Annotated in this window: 15 protein-coding genes and 1 tRNA gene; 13 read left to right on the forward strand and 3 right to left on the reverse strand. The window is 37.1% G+C overall.

Going from position 1 to position 17,279, the window contains the following annotated elements:
• Positions 1-12: 12 nt before the first annotated feature.
• A complete protein-coding gene (locus tag QSH13_RS12625; protein WP_109406921.1) occupies positions 13-936 on the reverse strand; it encodes a CYTH domain-containing protein in 924 nt (307 codons plus the stop codon).
• Positions 937-1,155: 219 nt separating this feature from the next.
• Here QSH13_RS12625 and QSH13_RS12630 point away from each other — a divergent pair, with 219 nt between their 5' ends.
• Together QSH13_RS12630 and QSH13_RS12635 are read left to right on the forward strand one after the other, a co-directional pair.
• Positions 1,156-1,776 (forward strand): TIGR04211 family SH3 domain-containing protein, encoded by a 621-nt coding sequence (locus tag QSH13_RS12630; protein ID WP_109396235.1) that lies wholly within the window; start codon positions 1,156-1,158, stop codon positions 1,774-1,776.
• A 26-nt stretch (positions 1,777-1,802) separates the two neighbouring features.
• A complete protein-coding gene (locus QSH13_RS12635; RefSeq protein ID WP_109396236.1) occupies positions 1,803-3,041 on the forward strand; it encodes a multifunctional CCA addition/repair protein in 1,239 nt (412 codons plus the stop codon).
• Here the strand turns inward: QSH13_RS12635 and folB are convergent, their stop codons facing one another.
• Positions 3,042-3,392 carry a bifunctional dihydroneopterin aldolase/7,8-dihydroneopterin epimerase gene (gene folB / locus QSH13_RS12640; RefSeq protein WP_109396237.1) on the reverse strand — a complete coding sequence of 117 codons (351 nt, stop codon included), beginning with the start codon at positions 3,390-3,392 and terminating at the stop codon, positions 3,042-3,044.
• A gap of 104 nt (positions 3,393-3,496) precedes the next feature.
• On the opposite strand from folB, the gene plsY reads away from it, so the two are divergent.
• The gene (plsY, locus tag QSH13_RS12645; RefSeq protein ID WP_006536028.1) at positions 3,497-4,153 is read left to right on the forward strand and encodes a glycerol-3-phosphate 1-O-acyltransferase PlsY; all 657 of its coding nucleotides are present in this window, start codon (positions 3,497-3,499) and stop codon (positions 4,151-4,153) included.
• A 93-nt stretch (positions 4,154-4,246) separates the two neighbouring features.
• On the opposite strand, the gene tsaD is transcribed toward plsY, so the two are convergent.
• The gene (tsaD, locus tag QSH13_RS12650; RefSeq protein ID WP_109396238.1) at positions 4,247-5,269 is read right to left on the reverse strand and encodes a tRNA (adenosine(37)-N6)-threonylcarbamoyltransferase complex transferase subunit TsaD; all 1,023 of its coding nucleotides are present in this window, start codon (positions 5,267-5,269) and stop codon (positions 4,247-4,249) included.
• A gap of 340 nt (positions 5,270-5,609) precedes the next feature.
• Between tsaD and rpsU the strand changes: the two genes are divergently transcribed.
• From rpsU to QSH13_RS12700, 10 genes are all read left to right on the forward strand, one after another.
• On the forward strand, positions 5,610-5,825 hold the full coding sequence (gene rpsU / locus QSH13_RS12655) for a 30S ribosomal protein S21 (RefSeq protein ID WP_001144069.1): 216 nt from the start codon (positions 5,610-5,612) through the stop codon (positions 5,823-5,825).
• A 112-nt stretch (positions 5,826-5,937) separates the two neighbouring features.
• Entirely contained in the window at positions 5,938-7,686 is a 1,749-nt protein-coding gene (gene dnaG / locus QSH13_RS12660; RefSeq protein ID WP_109396239.1) for a DNA primase, read from the forward strand.
• A 186-nt stretch (positions 7,687-7,872) separates the two neighbouring features.
• On the forward strand, positions 7,873-9,729 hold the full coding sequence (gene rpoD, locus QSH13_RS12665; protein WP_109396240.1) for an RNA polymerase sigma factor RpoD: 1,857 nt from the start codon (positions 7,873-7,875) through the stop codon (positions 9,727-9,729).
• 318 nt (positions 9,730-10,047) lie between these two features.
• Positions 10,048-10,124, forward strand: a tRNA-Ile gene (locus QSH13_RS12670).
• Positions 10,125-11,646: 1,522 nt separating this feature from the next.
• Complete coding sequence (locus QSH13_RS12675) at positions 11,647-12,198, forward strand: fimbrial protein (protein ID WP_196544800.1); 552 nt, start codon at positions 11,647-11,649, stop codon at positions 12,196-12,198.
• 60 nt (positions 12,199-12,258) lie between these two features.
• Entirely contained in the window at positions 12,259-12,783 is a 525-nt protein-coding gene (locus QSH13_RS12680) for a fimbrial protein (RefSeq protein WP_196544799.1), read from the forward strand.
• A gap of 23 nt (positions 12,784-12,806) precedes the next feature.
• On the forward strand, positions 12,807-15,317 hold the full coding sequence (locus QSH13_RS12685) for an outer membrane usher protein (RefSeq protein WP_286039234.1): 2,511 nt from the start codon (positions 12,807-12,809) through the stop codon (positions 15,315-15,317).
• Between the two features lie 27 nt (positions 15,318-15,344).
• On the forward strand, positions 15,345-16,085 hold the full coding sequence (locus QSH13_RS12690) for a fimbria/pilus periplasmic chaperone (RefSeq protein WP_196544797.1): 741 nt from the start codon (positions 15,345-15,347) through the stop codon (positions 16,083-16,085).
• Positions 16,086-16,087: 2 nt separating this feature from the next.
• Complete coding sequence (locus tag QSH13_RS12695) at positions 16,088-16,714, forward strand: fimbrial protein (RefSeq protein ID WP_196544796.1); 627 nt, start codon at positions 16,088-16,090, stop codon at positions 16,712-16,714.
• A gap of 11 nt (positions 16,715-16,725) precedes the next feature.
• Positions 16,726-17,274 carry a fimbrial protein gene (locus QSH13_RS12700; RefSeq protein WP_286039236.1) on the forward strand — a complete coding sequence of 183 codons (549 nt, stop codon included), beginning with the start codon at positions 16,726-16,728 and terminating at the stop codon, positions 17,272-17,274.
• Positions 17,275-17,279: the final 5 nt, after the last annotated feature.

Genomic DNA, 17,279 nt, shown 5'->3' on the forward strand with positions numbered 1-17,279 from the left:
GTTGTCAGGAAATTAAGCAATAGATAGTAACCACGCCATAGAAGATAACTTAAAGTTCAACCATAAAACATGATAATAGTCGGTTGCTGTTGTAAATGTTAACGGCGAAATGCCATTGAGCGACTGTTGCATAGATTCAGGTAAATCAGACTGTTTTTTACACCAATCTGAAAATAACGCCAACATTGCAGGCATAGTAATTGTCGGTGGTGTTGGGTTAGCAAAGATAGCTTCTTCTAATGCTTGTATTGCACTTAACCATTTTGTGAGTTGCTGAGCGGTTGTGTCACTCGGAGAAAGATTTACCACACTTAACGATAAATCTGGTTTATCTTTCGCCAGATAATAACCTCTAGCTGCTTTACTGCGAGAAGCAAGACGTAATCCCCCCTTTTCCCCCAAATAAGCCGCTAATGCGATAACATCTGATACATGACCTTTTTTAAGTTCTAACTCGAACTCTTCAATCGGCAACTCATATTGATGAGTGCGAATAGCACCTTTATCTAACACCACTTCAATTTGGCTATCTTGAAAATCCACCAGCCAGATTTCGCGATAAAAATCAGTATTAAACAGCACATCAAGTTGCGTTTCTAATTGAGCAAGATCGGTATTTTCAGGCCAGATTTCTGCAGGAAAGCGGGCCAGCTCTAGTTTGGGCTGTGCTAATTCCACGTTATATTCTGGACGTTGATGCAAACCTGCAACGACTTTACCCGCTGTTTTAATTGTCATTTCATAACGTTCATCAACACCACGAATACGCAGCCCCATATTCCAACGACGAATTTGATTATCTGTCGTCTCAAAGTAAAGATTAGTCAGCTTTTTGGGTGCAGAGTGCTGATGAGGTAGGCTCAGAATGCGCTGAATAATATGAGGAATAGCGGCAGGTATGGCACTCATTTTGAGTTCAGTTTCTAATTGGCTCATTCTATTTCCCTTAAGTAAATCAATTGATTAGTAAAATATTTGACGCATTTTCATTTTGCAAGTGATAGCCTAATAACAATAATGAATAAAAGGCAGATTATCCCTATATTCTACCAGTTAAGAGTGTTCTCATTCTGGTTTACTATTTGCTTACGCAAACTTTACTCTTTAGTATCAGTAAAAATATTCTCTTGTATAGATAAAAAAGTTGAAAACATAATGCGAAAATTACCCTTACTTTTTCTTTCCTTACTTGGCTTAGGCGTTTCTCTGAGCTCACACGCAGAAACTCGTTATGTTTCCGATGAATTATCCACTTATGTACACAGTGGACCTGGAAATCAGTATCGAATTGTTGGCTCTTTAAATTCGGGCTCAACTGTGACTGTACTTTCTCGTAATGCAGCAACGGGTTATGTACAGATTAAAGACGATAAAGATCGTACCGTTTGGTTACCAGAAAACCAACTTAGCACACAGCCAAGTATGCGTACTCGTATTCCTGCTATGGAAAAAGAGATCCAAACACTGCGTGATAAATTGGCGAATATCGACCAAAGCTGGAACCAACGCACCATTGATATGCAAAATAAAGTTTCAAACAGCGATGACATCATCAATGGCTTGAAAAAAGAAAATGAACAAATGAGAACAAAGCTCGCTGTCGCAGAGAAAAAACTCGATTTTGCTAATCAACAATTAGATGATAGACAACGCGATATTATCTTACAGTGGTTTATGTATGGTGGTGGAGTGGCTGGTGCAGGTCTTATCTTTGGTCTGATCCTTCCACATATTATTCCTCGTCGTCGTAAACGCAATGATCGTTGGATGAATTAAGATCCACACAAAGGAATAGAGATCCCGTGAAAATATATCTTGTTGGTGGCGCAGTGCGTGACCAACTATTACAGATCCCAGTAAAAGACAGAGATTGGGTCGTTGTAGGTGCAACACCTCAAATGCTGTTGCAACAAGGCTATCAACAAGTAGGTAAAGATTTTCCCGTTTTTCTTCATCCTGATACACATGAAGAATATGCACTTGCACGTACGGAACGAAAATCTGGATCAGGTTACACGGGATTTACTTGTTATGCAGCTCCTGATGTCACATTAGAAGACGATCTTGCACGCCGTGATCTCACTATAAATGCCATTGCGTATTCTACAAATGGTGAATACATTGACCCTTACCATGGTATAGATGACATTAATGCACGATTGCTTCGCCACGTCTCTGATGCCTTTTCAGAAGATCCTTTAAGAGTTTTGCGGGTTGCACGTTTTGCTGCACGGTTTGCACCTTTAGGATTTAATGTTGCACCAGAAACACTGCAATTAATGAAGACAATGGCACAAAGTGGCGAGTTAAATGCACTGACTGCAGAACGCGTTTGGAAAGAGACTGAAAAAGCTCTTGAGAGTCCCGCTCCTCAAGTCTATTTTGACGTTTTACGTCAATGTGGTGCTTTAAGCGTTCTTTTTCCTGAAATTGATGCTTTATTTGGTGTACCGGCTCCTGAAAAATGGCACCCAGAAATCGATACAGGTATTCATGCCATGATGGTACTGAATATCGCCAGTCAATTAACAGATGATATTGCGGTACGCTTTAGTGCCTTATGTCATGATCTAGGAAAAGGATTAACACCTCCAGAGAATTGGCCACATCACCATGGACATGGTCCAGCGGGCGTTCCTTTAGTTGAAGCTTTGTGCCAACGCTATCGTATTCCTAATCATATCCGTGATTTAGCTCGTTTAACGGCAAGATTTCATGATCATATCCACCGTATTGATAGAATGCGCCCTTCTAAAATAATCCGCTTATTTGATGCTATTGATGCATGGAGAAAACCTGAACGCGTTGAACAATTAGCTATAGTAAGTGAAGCTGATGCCAGAGGACGTCTAGGGCTAGAAAATCTGGTGTATCCACAACGCACATTTTTTTGCCAAGCTTTCACTATTGCAAATAATGTGGATATTAAGCCAATTATTGAAAGTGGATTAAAAGGAAGTGCAATACGAGAAGCATTAACAAAACAGCGAGAAGTTGCGATTATTAAATGGAAATCGCAACTTAATCAAGAAAGCAAGTAATTAAGCGCAACGCTCAATAATCACACCCACATTTGTAGCTTGCGCAACGGCTCCTGGCTTCGCTAATTTAATTTTTACTTTAGGTACAGCAAATTGAGTTATCAATAGCTGTGCCACTTCTTCCGCAACACGCTCAACTAATTCAAAACGTCGACTCTCTACATAATCAATGATTGCATTGCTCACACTGGCATAATCTAAACAATGAACAACATCATCAGTTTGGGATGCGCGTTTGTTATCCCATTCCATTTCGATATCGAACACTAATTTTTGTTTTATGGTTTTTTCCCAATCATAAACACCGATTGTGGTTATTACTGATAATTGCTCAATAAATACGATATCCATCACGTCATCTCTTATTTTTTCTGTTCATCGGATACCACTTCCGATGAAATATGCGTATTATCCATACATGCCTAACGAACTTACATAAACATTGGAGAATACAAATGAGTGCTAACGCACTTGGAATGATCATCTTCGCCTACTTGTGCGGCTCAATCTCCAGCGCGATATTGATTTGCCGACTGGCAAGATTACCTGATCCAAGAAAATTTGGCTCTGGCAATCCCGGAGCGACCAACGTCCTACGCATTGGTGGAAAAGTCGCCGCAGCAGCCGTTCTTATCTGTGACGTCCTAAAAGGGATGATCCCTGTTTGGCTCGCCTATTACTTAAATGTGCCTCCTTTTTACCTCGGCATTGTTGCCATCGCCGCATGTCTTGGGCATATCTACCCTGTTTTTTTCCACTTTAAAGGGGGAAAAGGGGTTGCAACCGCCTTTGGTGCCATTGCCGCGATTGGCTGGGATTTAAGTGGCCTTATTGCTGGAACATGGTTACTCACCGTATTACTTAGTGGTTATTCATCACTTGGCGCGATTATCAGTGCATTACTCGCCCCTTTTTATGTTTGGTGGTTTAAACCAGAATTCACTTATCCCGTTGCGTTATTATCATGCCTTGTACTTTACCGCCATCATGACAATATTCAACGTTTATGGCGCGGTCAAGAGAGTCGAATTTGGCAAAAATTGAAGAAAAAAACGGAAAAAACAGAAAAAGAGATCATTCAAGAAGCTAAAGAGCAAGAAAAAGAAGATTAATTACATTGCGATTCAAATATCCCCAAAAACAAAAAGCCACTTATAAAAAAGTGGCTTTTTAACAAAGAGATGGAGTCTAAATACTCAAATAAATTATTGCTTATCAAGCGCAGGTAATTCAGCTAAAGGCCAACGTGGTCTTACTGTCACACTTAATGGGCCTTCTGTACCGCCTTTAAAACGGATCATACCGGCCAACGCAATCATTGCACCATTATCTGTACAAAGCTCAGGGCGAGCATAAAAGACTTCTCCACCGATTTGCTTCATAACAGCTTCCATTTTTGCTCGTAATGTACGGTTTGCACTCACTCCGCCGGCCATCACTAAACGCTTAAAACCCGTTTGTTCTAAGGCTCGACGACATTTTATTGCTAACGTATCAACAACCGCATCTTCAAACGCGCGTGCAATATCCGCACGCGTTTGGTCTGTATCATCATTTTGACGGATAGTATTAGCTGCGAAGGTTTTTAAACCGGAGAAACTAAAATCAAGTCCTGGTCTGTCTGTCATTGGGCGAGGAAACACAAAGCGGCCTTCTGTACCTTGTTGCGCCATTTTCGATAATACTGGGCCACCAGGATAATCTAATCCCAACAATTTTGCCGTTTTATCAAAAGCCTCACCAGCAGCATCATCAATAGATTCACCTAATAAGGTGTATTCGCCAATTCCTGTCACACTAATTAACTGTGTATGACCACCAGAAACCAGAAGTGCCACAAATGGAAACTCGGGCGTTTTTTCTTCAAGCATTGGTGCTAATAAATGGCCTTCCATATGATGAACAGGAATAGCAGGAACATCCCACGCAAATGCTAATGAGCGCCCAATTGTTGCGCCAACAAGCAATGCGCCGACAAGACCTGGACCGGCAGTATAAGCAACCGCATCAATATCTTTTGCTGTAAGATTGGCTTCTTTAAGCGCAGCTTGAATAAGTGGCACTGTTTTACGGATATGATCTCGTGAAGCCAACTCAGGAACTACACCACCATAATCGGCGTGCAATTTAATTTGGCTATAAAGTTGATTTGCTAATAGACCGGCTTTATCATCGTAAATTGCGATACCGGTTTCATCGCAAGATGTTTCAATACCTAAAACTCGCATGACGCTTCCAAATTCTTCATCGCTGATCTGCGTAATAAATCAATTGTATCATTATTTCGGTGATTTTATACGCCTCCACAACATCTTTTACATACCAGCATGTGACAAATTCCTTTTTCTGGTCTATAATTATCCACCTATTTTAAGTGATTTAAATGTGTGGTTAGCGACTTTCGCTTTTTGTGCTTATTAAAAAGACACAAAAGTGAGAGTTTGCGTTTCAATTTTGTGCATCTCTTTACAAAGTGCCCTGCTTTGAAGTAAAATTCCGCACCATTTTAAATGTCGGCTGGCTTAAATAATGCCAGCGCAAACCGATTTCTATTGAGGTGAGAGGCACATGCCGGTAATCAAAGTACGTGAAAACGAGCCATTTGACGTTGCTCTTCGTCGTTTCAAACGCTCTTGTGAAAAAGCAGGCGTATTAGCAGAAGTTCGTCGTCGTGAGTTTTATGAAAAACCAACGACTGAACGTAAACGTGCTAAAGCATCAGCAGTAAAACGTCACGCTAAAAAATTAGCTCGCGAAAACGCACGTCGTACTCGTCTGTACTAATATATTGCGGCTTATACCGCAACATATGCAGACACAGTAGTCGCAGTTAAAGGCCGTGCTTTCTTCCGAGAGCGCGGCTTATTCTCGTTCAACAACAGGCGTAAAAGGGCTTATGGCTGGACGAATTCCACGTTCATTTATCAATGATTTGCTAGCTCGAACCGATATCATCGATCTTATCGACGCTCGCGTGCCGTTAAAAAAACAAGGCAAAAATCATTCAGCGTGTTGTCCGTTTCATAATGAAAAAACGCCCTCTTTTACAGTAAATAGCGACAAACAGTTTTACCACTGTTTTGGTTGTGGCGCGCATGGCAATGCTATTGATTTTTTGATGAATTACGACAGGCTCGATTTTGTCGAAACCATTGAAGAGTTAGCAGCAATGCATGGGTTAGAAGTTCCTTATGAATCAGGAACAGGCAGTAGCCCTATTGAACGACATATAAGACAAAATCTCTATCAAGTGATGGAGAAATTGAATCAGTATTATAGTAGCGCTCTCAATAAACCTGATGCACAGGAAGCAAGAAACTACCTTGCGCATCGTGGGCTTAGTGAAGATATTATTACCCGTTTTTCTATTGGATTTGTGCCAACCGGTTGGGATAATGTCCTAAAACGTTTTGGTCAAAGTGCCGATAATAGAGCCTTACTTCTTGAAGCGGGTATGGTAATCACTAACGATAATGGTCGCACTTATGATCGTTTTCGCCAACGAGTCATGTTTCCTATCCGAGATAGACGTGGCCGAGTTATTGCCTTTGGTGGGCGTGTTTTAGGTGATGATTTACCTAAATACTTAAACTCACCAGAAACAGAGATTTTCCATAAAGGTCGTCAACTTTACGGGCTTTATGAAGCACAACAATCTAATAATAACGTCACAAAGCTATTAGTTGTTGAAGGTTATATGGATGTTGTGGCATTAGCGCAGTTTGGTATTGATTATGCCGTTGCCTCATTAGGAACCTCCACCACTGCAGAACATATCCAGTTGCTTTTTCGAACAACGGATAACATTATCTGCTGCTATGATGGAGATAGAGCTGGACGTGATGCTGCATGGCGAGCATTAGAAACCGCCCTTCCTTTTTTAAATGATGGCCGCTCTTTACGTTTTATGTTTTTACCCGAAGGTGATGATCCCGATTCTCTGGTTCGTCGTGAAGGTAAAGAATCTTTTGAAAAACGTATGGAACAAGCACATTCATTATCAGAATTTTTATTTGATTCACTCGTTCCACAAGTGGATCTGAGTACTCAAGAAGGCAATGGTAAGCTATATAGTTTAGCCAGACCATTAATAGATAAGATCCCAAGTGAAACTTTACGTCTATATTTATTAAGAGAGCTTGGTAGCTTAACGGGCAATCCCGATATTGAGCAGATGGATCGTTTATTTGGCAGAACGCCGGTTAATCACGAATTATCGTATCAACCGACAAAATTACGCACAACACCGATGCGTATATTGATTGCCCTATTGATACAAAACCCAGAATTCTCTAAATTAGTGCCCCCTCTCGAGGGATTAAGTACAGAAAAAATCGCAGGTTTATCGCTTTTTATTGAATTAGTTTCTGTTTGCCAAGCACAACCAGGCCTGAATACAGGACAGATTATCGAACTCTATAGAGAGAATAAATTCGGTAAACAGCTTGAAAAATTGGCAATGTGGAACGATATAGATATAGATGAGATTGCAGAAAAAACCTTTACAGACACGTTAGATCATATTTTTTTAACCGCAATGGACGAACGTTTAAACGCGCTTATTGCGAAAGAGAGAACAGAAGGTCTAACGCAAGATGAACGCGAAGAAGTCCAATTGATAATACAGGCACGCGTTAAAAAGTAAATACAAAATTAAGATTAAAAACACGGCTTAATTGCCGCTATCGGTAGGTACTAAAAACCTACATTTGCTACGCTGAGGGGACCGTAGCAATCGACAATGAAAATGCCCCTCCGTAGTTATTGTTGGCTAAACAGTTATCGCCGACCGACACCAACCCAAATTACTTTGAAGTGTGGATACCGTCTTATGGAGCAAAACCCGCAGTCACAGCTGAAGCTACTTGTTACTAAAGGTAAGGAGCAAGGCTACCTGACCTATGCTGAGGTCAATGACCATCTGCCGGAAGATATCGTCGATTCAGATCAAATCGAAGACATCATCCAGATGATTAACGACATGGGCATTCAGGTTATGGAAGAAGCACCTGACGCCGATGATCTGATGCTGGCAGAAAATTCAAATGATACTGATGATGATGCTGCAGAGGCCGCAGCTCAGGTACTTTCTAGTGTAGAATCTGAGATTGGCCGTACAACCGACCCTGTGCGTATGTATATGCGCGAAATGGGTACAGTTGAACTGCTCACCCGGGAAGGTGAAATTGATATCGCAAAACGCATTGAAGATGGCATTAATCAAGTTCAATGTTCCGTTGCAGAATATCCTGAAGCAATTACTTATCTTCTTGAACAGTATGATCGTGTTGAAGCAGGCGAAGCACGTCTTTCAGACTTAATTACTGCGTTTATTGACCCTAATGCCGAAGAAGTGGCAGAAAGTGAAGATGTCAATTTAGGCAAAGAAGATGATGAAGTTGCCAATGACGCTGAAGACGAAGATGAAGATGAAGACGAAGATGGCGACAATGACAGCGATAGCGATGACGATAACAGCATCGATCCTGAATTAGCACGCCAGAAGTTTACTGAGCTTCGTGAGCAATACGAAAAAACTCGCCAAACTATCAAGGCGAAAGGTCGCAACCACAAAGATACAGAGCTTGAAATCTTATTGTTATCTGAAATTTTCAAACAGTTCCGTTTAGTACCGAAACAGTTTGATTATCTGGTTAACAATATGCGCGAAATGATGGACAGAGTCCGTGCTCAAGAACGTCACATCATGCGTCTTTGTGTTGATCAAGTTAAGATGCCAAAGAAAAACTTCATTACACTGTTTACAGGTAACGAAACCAATGACACATGGTTTACTGCTGCTCGAGCAATGAATAAGCCTTGGTCTGAAAAGCTGGCAGGTATTGAAGAAGAAGTACAACGCAGCTTACAAAAACTGCAACAAATTGAAGTTGAAACTGGACTGACAATCGAACAGGTTAAAGATATTAACCGTCGCATGTCTATCGGTGAAGCAAAAGCACGTCGTGCGAAAAAAGAGATGGTCGAAGCGAACTTACGTCTCGTTATCTCTATCGCGAAAAAATATACCAACCGTGGCTTACAGTTCCTTGACTTAATTCAGGAAGGGAATATCGGTTTGATGAAAGCGGTTGATAAATTTGAATACCGTCGTGGTTATAAGTTCTCAACTTATGCAACATGGTGGATCCGTCAAGCAATTACTCGTTCAATCGCTGATCAGGCGCGTACAATCCGTATCCCTGTTCATATGATCGAAACGATTAATAAACTGAACCGTATCTCTCGTCAAATGTTGCAAGAGATGGGACGTGAGCCTTCACCTGAAGAGCTTGCAGAACGTATGTTAATGCCTGAAGACAAGATCCGTAAGGTACTAAAAATCGCTAAAGAACCTATCTCCATGGAAACCCCAATCGGTGACGATGAAGATTCACATTTAGGTGATTTTATCGAGGATACGACTCTCGAATTGCCACTGGATTCTGCGACATCAGAAAGCTTACGTTCAGCAACTCACGAAGTGTTAGCTGGCTTAACACTGCGTGAAGCGAAAGTCCTGCGTATGCGTTTTGGTATTGATATGAATACCGACCATACCTTGGAAGAAGTGGGTAAACAGTTTGATGTTACCCGTGAACGTATCCGTCAGATTGAAGCGAAGGCACTGCGTAAATTACGCCACCCAAGCCGTTCTGAAGTATTACGTAGCTTCCTTGATGAGTAATCAACTTACTTTTCAATAAAAGTTATAATGAACGCCTGTGATATCACAGGCGTTTTTTTATGGGGATTTAGCTACGATATCTACAATCTCTTTAAACTACGAGAGATTTCACCTACACCTATTTATAAAAAATAGCCTTATTATTTATATTTTTGTATCTGCACGCATGCCTATTAATGGATCGTTACGCTATCCTATTGATATCATAGTTATTCTCTGTTTTATCTTTTTATTGTTTAGATTGAACAGAATTTGCGCATACAGTCATCCAAAGGCTAGACCTAGTGCAAAATGGCACGTATAATCACACTCCATTAAGGCCCCTTAGCTCAGTTGGTTAGAGCAGGCGACTCATAATCGCTTGGTCACTGGTTCAAGTCCAGTAGGGGCCACCAAATTTAGCTGTTAAATCAGCGCATGAAGCCACTTCTTAGCAAGTGGCTTTTTTGTTTCTATGGACAAAACTGAGTGTTGCACTATTTTTTCTAATTATCCGCTATAACCTTCTATAAAACCCCTACTCCACATTTTGATATCACTCATCCATCTTTGTTGTTCAATATCCTCAATGTCAATTCCTAGAGAATGATAGCTGTATTTAAGGTGTCTGTATTTAAGGTGTCTGTATCGAATTCACTCTTTACAAGAAAAGTGATATCTCTTTTTATATTTATACTTTTATAACTATATTCGAATATCTGAATTAGAATATCTGGATCTTTTTTTGATTTATTCAACTCTGAGATGATAAAGCGAAATGGTAAATAACAGCTGAAATACCCCCCCTTATTTTATCAATTCTAAATTTTCATGAATTTATTTTAGATAAAAAATCGAGTTTTGAGTTATGGATAATATCTAATAATTCCTAGTATCATAAAAAACGCCTCAATATAAAATAAATCATAAAAAGAACATTTCATAAAAAGTTAATTGTTAAATTAAACTGTTTTTTATTTAAAATAAATCTCACTTACTACTTTATAGTGTAAATAATTAAAATAAACTTATTTTTTTACAAAAATAAACAACAATTTAATTGTGTATTATTCATAATATTTGATCATTGTTATATATTTATAAAAAAATAAAAAAACAAACAAAACGAGTATTTTAATATTTTTAAAATAACGCAACCACATGTTATATTTATAAAATATAAAAACATACTTATACGACAATCTAATAGAGAACAACTATTAATGACTTAAATAGAAAAACAATAAATTAACATACACTTATTGAGTGTTTTGTTTTTTATGGAATATTACAATTACCTACTTTTCACTGTCTTGATTTTATAAAACATCTCGAGTAACTTATTTAGTCGAGAACATAATGAAGTGAATTATTTTATTATTTCCATTAAAAATGACTAGGCAATTAATAAAATAATATGAATAGGTAAATAGGCTATGTGATTGTTATAATAAATGTGACATTAGACTTTTTCATAAAAATAGTTGGAAAATAAACAAATAGAGTTCGCAAAAACATGTTTAATGGATTAATAACGGGTAAAAAACGGGCCAAGCTATTAAACACCAAAAAACAAGCACTTAAATTTAGATATAAATGTAATGTTTGTAATATTACAGCCAATACATTCATTATTATACTTATATCCTAAACGTCTCTATTAATAATGAACTCTTGAAACGAAGAGTTTCTTTAATATTTTTATTTTAATTAATAGTTAATGAACATTGCACACTAAACAAGTGTTATTTTATTTTCACATCAAGCTAAAAATTTAGTCTATTGGTATTACCTTAATGAGTAAACATAATATTCCTTAAAACTAAAAGGAATATTATGTTTGTATTGTTATGGAGATAAGATGCTTATATCCATCATTATTTAAAGTGTTCATCCGATAAAGTTAATAAGATGTTACTTATATTATAGAGGAAAAGTATGAAAAAGGTTATTGTTGCTACTTTAATTACTACTGCCGTAGCTTTAAGTTCATCAGCATTTGCTGCTGGTGGACAAGGTCAAGGTTCTGGTGAAGTTAAGTTCCACGGTTATATTATTGATGCTCCATGCTCAATAGAATCAAAAAACCCAATCGAAGTTGATTTTAATCAAATATCTCGTAAGGTACTGGCAGCTAATGAAAACACCGGTGAAAGTCATATTGAAACATTTAACATTGAATTAGCTGACTGTGATATCTCTGACTTAGTTGATAAACAAGTTACTACTACATTTAGCTTCACTGATGCTGGTCAAAATACCAACTTAATTGGATTTGCTGGCAAAGATAATATGGGTGCTGGGATTGTAATTACTTCTGGTGGCAGCAAAGTATTGAACAACGTTGCCACTAAACCACACAAATTAAGTACTGGTCCTAACACTCTACAATTCGCTTCTTATGTGAAAGGTCTAGGCGGTACAGGTGATGATGCTATTAAAGTCGGTGAATTCTACGCAACCGCTAACTTTACTTTAGCATACCAATAAGAAATAGCAGGTCAGTTTTATTTAAATAAAACTGACCTGTTCTACTAATTGGAACTATTAATGAAAAAATTGATATCTCTTTTATCATTATTATTAGTCACTTCATATACGTATTCGTCCACAGAACAAGGACATGGTCGAGTTGATATGAGGGGAACTATAGTTGAGACACCTTGCTTAATTGATACGGGAAGTGCGGATCAATCTATAGATTTAGGTATTATTCCTATTTCATATATATCCCAATATGGTGCATCTCCAGAAAAAGCATTTTCAATTAAATTGATAGATTGCCAGTTGGTGTCAACAACAAAAGAAAACTTTCAATGGGAAAGTTTCGATGTGACTTTTGATGGAGCTAATAATGGTAATTATTATACCGTTAATGGAGACGCAAAAGGTGTTGTTTTGCAAATAAAAGATACCAGTGAGCAGTTAGCTATACCAGGGAAGAGTATGGATAAAATACAGATCTCGCCTGGGGATATGTTTTTAAATTATAAATTAAGACTTATTGCTGATGGTTCTGATATAAAAGCTGGTGATTTTCATACTATTATTATTTATAGAATCAGTTATTACTGATTCTAATTATTCGGATAATTATAATGTTATTATTGAAAATAAAAAATGTATTAGTAAAGAAACTGATCATAATAAGTGCTTTTTTTATTTTTAATCCGGCATATTCAAACACATTTGAATTTAGTTCGAATATGTTTAATTTAGAAGATGGCGAAAATATTGATGTCACCCAGTTTTCTAAATCAGGGTATATCCTACCTGGAACCTACACATTAAAAATTCAGCTTAACCAAAATGTTATTGCTGAACAACCAATCACCTTTTATGCTGATGAATCTCGAGAAACAGGTAGTTCAGTCTGTTTATCACCAGAACAAGTGTCATTATTAGCCCTAAAACCAGAAATACTAAAACAAATCACTTGGCTAAATGATGGAAGTTGCCTTGATTGGAGTTCACTTTCTGGTGCAAGTTATACTGGTGATCTCGGTACATTGACATTACATATTAGTATGCCTCAAGCCTATATTGAATATTCAGATTCAACATGGGAGCCTGCTTCACGTTGGGATGAAGGTATATCTGGACTTATATTTGACTACAATTTAAATGCTAAAACAAATAGACCCCATAAGTCAGGAAATAATACATATTCATTAAATAGTAATGGTGTTGCTGGTATTAACTTAGGTGTTTGGCGTGTTCGTGGTGATTGGCAAGGACGTTTAAACCATGGTACGGGATCTCAAGATGCTGTAAATACAGATTTTAAGTGGAGCCGATTTTATGCTTATCGTGCAATCTCCCAGCTAAAAGCTAAATTAACGTTGGGAGAAGTTTATTTAGAATCTGATCTATTTGATACATTTAGATTTATTGGTGCGGTATTAGGTTCTGACTTATCTATGTTACCACCGAATTTACGTGGATATGCTCCAGAGGTTAATGGTGTCGCACAGACCAGTGCTCAAGTCATTATTTCGCAACAAGGACGAATTATTTATCAGACCCAAGTTGCTGCCGGACCTTTTAGTATTCAAGATTTAAGTAGTGCAGTTAGTGGTACTTTAGACGTTAGAGTTGAAGAACAAGATGGACGAGTTCAAGAGTATCAAGTTAATACTGCAACAATCCCTTATCTAACTCGCCCTGGACAAGTGAGATATAAAGTCGCTTTTGGACGCCCAGCAGATATGGATCACCGAGTTAATGGGGATGTGTTTGCCTCAGGTGAGTTCTCATGGGGTGTAACAAACGGTTGGTCATTATTTGCAGGTAGTATTAATAGCCAAAATTATAATGCGTTTTCTGTTGGTTTTGGACGTGATTTACTTGCCTTTGGTGCACTATCATTTGATGTAACTCAATCTATTGCTAAGCTTTATAATGGTGGTGACAAAGATAAGTACCAAGGTCGTTCATATCGAATCAGTTATTCGAAAAGATTTGATGATATAGATAGCCAAATACAATTTGCTGGATACCGTTTTTCTGAACGTGATTTTATGAGCATGTCTCAATTTTTAGATGCTCAACATAATAATGGTATTCGGGAAAATCACCAAAAAGAATTATATACCATTACACTAAGTAAAAACTTTAGAGATTATCGACTTTCAACAGGTTTAAATTATCGTTACCAAACATATTGGAATCAGCCAGACCAAAACCGTTATGATTTCACTGCAATAAAATATTTTGATATCGGTAATTATAAAAATTTATCTTTATCATTAAGTCTCTTTAAAAATAAAAGTAATTGGGGTAATGACCAAGGTGCTTATGTAAGTATGACCATGCCTTGGGGAACTGGTGGTAATTTAAATTACAGTTCAAATATTGATAATGATAATAATATTTCAAATAGCGTTGGTTTCTTTAATCGCATTGATGAAAATACTTCATATAGAATAAGCGCGGGTAATCAACGTAAAGGTAGTCTTGCTAATGCTTATATTTATCATGAAATGAATAATGCTAAGTTAAGCGCGTCAGCAGATTATGTTCATAATCAATATACTGCATTTGGTTTGAATGTTCAGGGTGGTTTGACTATGACAATGAATGGTGGGGCCATGCATAGAAGTAGTTTACCTGGTGGTACACGTCTGTTAATTGATACCGACGGTGTTGCAAATATCCCTGTTCAAGGATATAGCACTCCTGTCTATACAAATGTTTTCGGCAAGGCTGTCTTACCTGAAGTAAATAGTTATTATAAAAATAAAATTAAAATTGATATTAATAACCTTCCTGAGGATGCTGAGGTTAATGACAACGTATTATTAGCAACGTTGACTGAAGGTGCTATTGGTTATCGTAAATTTGAAGTTAATTCAGGTATGAAATTAATGGTTGTTATTAGATTAAGTGATGGAAGTTATCCTCCTTTTGCAGCTCAAATAACGAATTCGAAAGATAGAAATACCGGCATAGTAGGTGAATTCGGTAATGCTTATATAACAGGTATTAATCCAAGTGAATCAATGACTGTTAGCTGGGGTGGAAATAAAAAATGCCAAATTAATTTCCCTGATAAAATAGAAAACAATGGCCAATCTTTAATACTAGCATGTTCCAATGTTGTGGAATAAAAAATTAATTTTAATAGAGCTGACGTTATGACTATTCTAAATAAAAATTTTTGTATCGGGTTATTATGTGTTATTTCCACGAGTGCACAAGCAGCACTTTCCTTAGACCGTACACGAGTGATATTTGAAGGAGATAAAAAATCTGTTTCTTTGAATGTTGCAAATACAAGTGAAAAACTACCTTATCTTGCTCAAGCGTGGATTGAAAATGATAAGGGCGTTAAAATCCAGTCACCCTTTGTTGTTGTTCCTCCTGTACAGCGAGTTGAACCTGGAAAACCGACACAAGTTAAAATAGAAGCTATTAATGTCTTACAAACATTACCACAAGACAGAGAAAGTATTTTTTATTTTAACCTAAGAGAGATTCCACCTAAGAGTGAAAAAGCTAATGTTTTACAACTAGCGTTACAAACTAAAATTAAGCTTTTCTATAGACCAGAAAAGTTAATTATGAGTGGAACGGATATTATTAATAATCCATGGCAAGAAAAAGTAGTGCTACAAGAAAATAGTAGTAACTACACTATTGAAAATCCAACGCCGTATTATGTTACTATTGTTAATATAGCAAAGGATGAAAAAAGCAAAACAGACCCTAATTTTAATCCAGTTATGCTAGCGCCATTTGGTAAAGATACTATAAGTGTTAATCCATCAGTATTAGGTTCTAAACCTGTGATTACGTATATTAATGATTATGGTGGACGTTCTCAGGTATCTTTTTCTTGTGTAAGCAATAAATGCGCTGTAAAAGAAAAAGGCTGATAATGAAACTATCAAATTTTATTTTGTATAAAGTTGTTGGATTAGTTGTTTTTTCTTTATCTTTAAATGCAATGGCACAAAAAGATCCAAATCAAACACTATTCCGACCGTACACTAGTACTGAAGGTATTGATGGTGCTAAAGGGCAACTTTATGTTTATGGCTCTCTTGTTGAAAGTTCTTGCAAGTTAGCAATGACATCTAAATATCAAGAAATTGATTTAGGTGTTATTGGTACTGCTGAACTTCAAAGTATTGGGAAGATCGGTAAATCAATACCTTTTTCTATTGAATTAATAGATTGTATTAGAACACCAGCAAGTGCAACAAATGAAAAGTCGGGTACTTCTTTTTGGAGTCATATTCAACCATCTGTTAAAATTAAATTTTATGCCAAAACAGTTCCTTTTTACCCTAATCTAGTTTCTGTTACTGGTGCAGAAGGTTTTGGTTTAGCTATTCTTGATAAAGATAAGAAAACAATATCATTGAATGAATATGCAACACCTGAGATTTTGCAGCCTGGGCAAAATATTTTAACTTACAATTTAGCACCAGTACGAATCTCTCAAGATTTAAAAGCGAGCAGCTATACAGCGATTATTTACTTTTTACTATCTTATGAATAGAGATATTTATTATGAAAATGATAAAAGAAATAATTTTAGTAATATTTGCTCTTATTTTTATACCTAATATTTCCTATTCTGCTTCTTCAGAAAATAATCAGACTAATATTTATGTTCATGGTTCAATATTAAATGCTCCTTGTAAAGTAAGAAATAAGATTATAAATGTAGAATTTGGCGATATTATTGGCAAATATCTTTATATACACGATAGAACACGTAGTATTCCTTTTTCTATTGAATTAGATGATTGTAAAACTAATATAGCCAATTCTGTTATTGTTACTTTTACTGGAAGATCTTCTTCCGGTGAGGGACTAGATGGTTTTCTTGCATTAGATAGCAGTAGTGTCGCCACTGGGGTTGGGATTGGGATAGAAACAGATAATGGAAAATTTTTACCCCTAAACCAAAGTACAAAGGCTATGAATTTAATTAGTGGCTATAACGCTTTAGCTTTTAAAGCCTTTGTTAAAGGTGATGATAGAGTGTTAAGGAATAAGTCGCTAGGTTTTGGTGAGTTTTTGGCGACAGCGACATTCGTATTGGAATATCCATAAGGTCA

The organism is Proteus faecis (genome assembly GCF_030286765.1).
Lineage (GTDB): Bacteria > Pseudomonadota > Gammaproteobacteria > Enterobacterales > Enterobacteriaceae > Proteus > Proteus faecis.

What these genes read in the sequence shown, in the direction of transcription:
- QSH13_RS12625 (WP_109406921.1), bottom strand. Translation starts at nt 936, where the DNA reads ATGAGCCAATTAGAAACTGAACTCAAAATGAGTGCCATACCTGCCGCT.
- QSH13_RS12630 (WP_109396235.1), top strand. Translation starts at nt 1,156, where the DNA reads ATGCGAAAATTACCCTTACTTTTTCTTTCCTTACTTGGCTTAGGCGTT.
- folB (WP_109396237.1), bottom strand. Translation starts at nt 3,392, where the DNA reads ATGGATATCGTATTTATTGAGCAATTATCAGTAATAACCACAATCGGT.
- plsY (WP_006536028.1), top strand. Translation starts at nt 3,497, where the DNA reads ATGAGTGCTAACGCACTTGGAATGATCATCTTCGCCTACTTGTGCGGC.
- tsaD (WP_109396238.1), bottom strand. Translation starts at nt 5,269, where the DNA reads ATGCGAGTTTTAGGTATTGAAACATCTTGCGATGAAACCGGTATCGCA.
- rpsU (WP_001144069.1), top strand. Translation starts at nt 5,610, where the DNA reads ATGCCGGTAATCAAAGTACGTGAAAACGAGCCATTTGACGTTGCTCTT.
- dnaG (WP_109396239.1), top strand. Translation starts at nt 5,938, where the DNA reads ATGGCTGGACGAATTCCACGTTCATTTATCAATGATTTGCTAGCTCGA.
- rpoD (WP_109396240.1), top strand. Translation starts at nt 7,873, where the DNA reads ATGGAGCAAAACCCGCAGTCACAGCTGAAGCTACTTGTTACTAAAGGT.
- QSH13_RS12675 (WP_196544800.1), top strand. Translation starts at nt 11,647, where the DNA reads ATGAAAAAGGTTATTGTTGCTACTTTAATTACTACTGCCGTAGCTTTA.
- QSH13_RS12680 (WP_196544799.1), top strand. Translation starts at nt 12,259, where the DNA reads ATGAAAAAATTGATATCTCTTTTATCATTATTATTAGTCACTTCATAT.
- QSH13_RS12685 (WP_286039234.1), top strand. Translation starts at nt 12,807, where the DNA reads ATGTTATTATTGAAAATAAAAAATGTATTAGTAAAGAAACTGATCATA.
- QSH13_RS12690 (WP_196544797.1), top strand. Translation starts at nt 15,345, where the DNA reads ATGACTATTCTAAATAAAAATTTTTGTATCGGGTTATTATGTGTTATT.
- QSH13_RS12695 (WP_196544796.1), top strand. Translation starts at nt 16,088, where the DNA reads ATGAAACTATCAAATTTTATTTTGTATAAAGTTGTTGGATTAGTTGTT.
- QSH13_RS12700 (WP_286039236.1), top strand. Translation starts at nt 16,726, where the DNA reads ATGAAAATGATAAAAGAAATAATTTTAGTAATATTTGCTCTTATTTTT.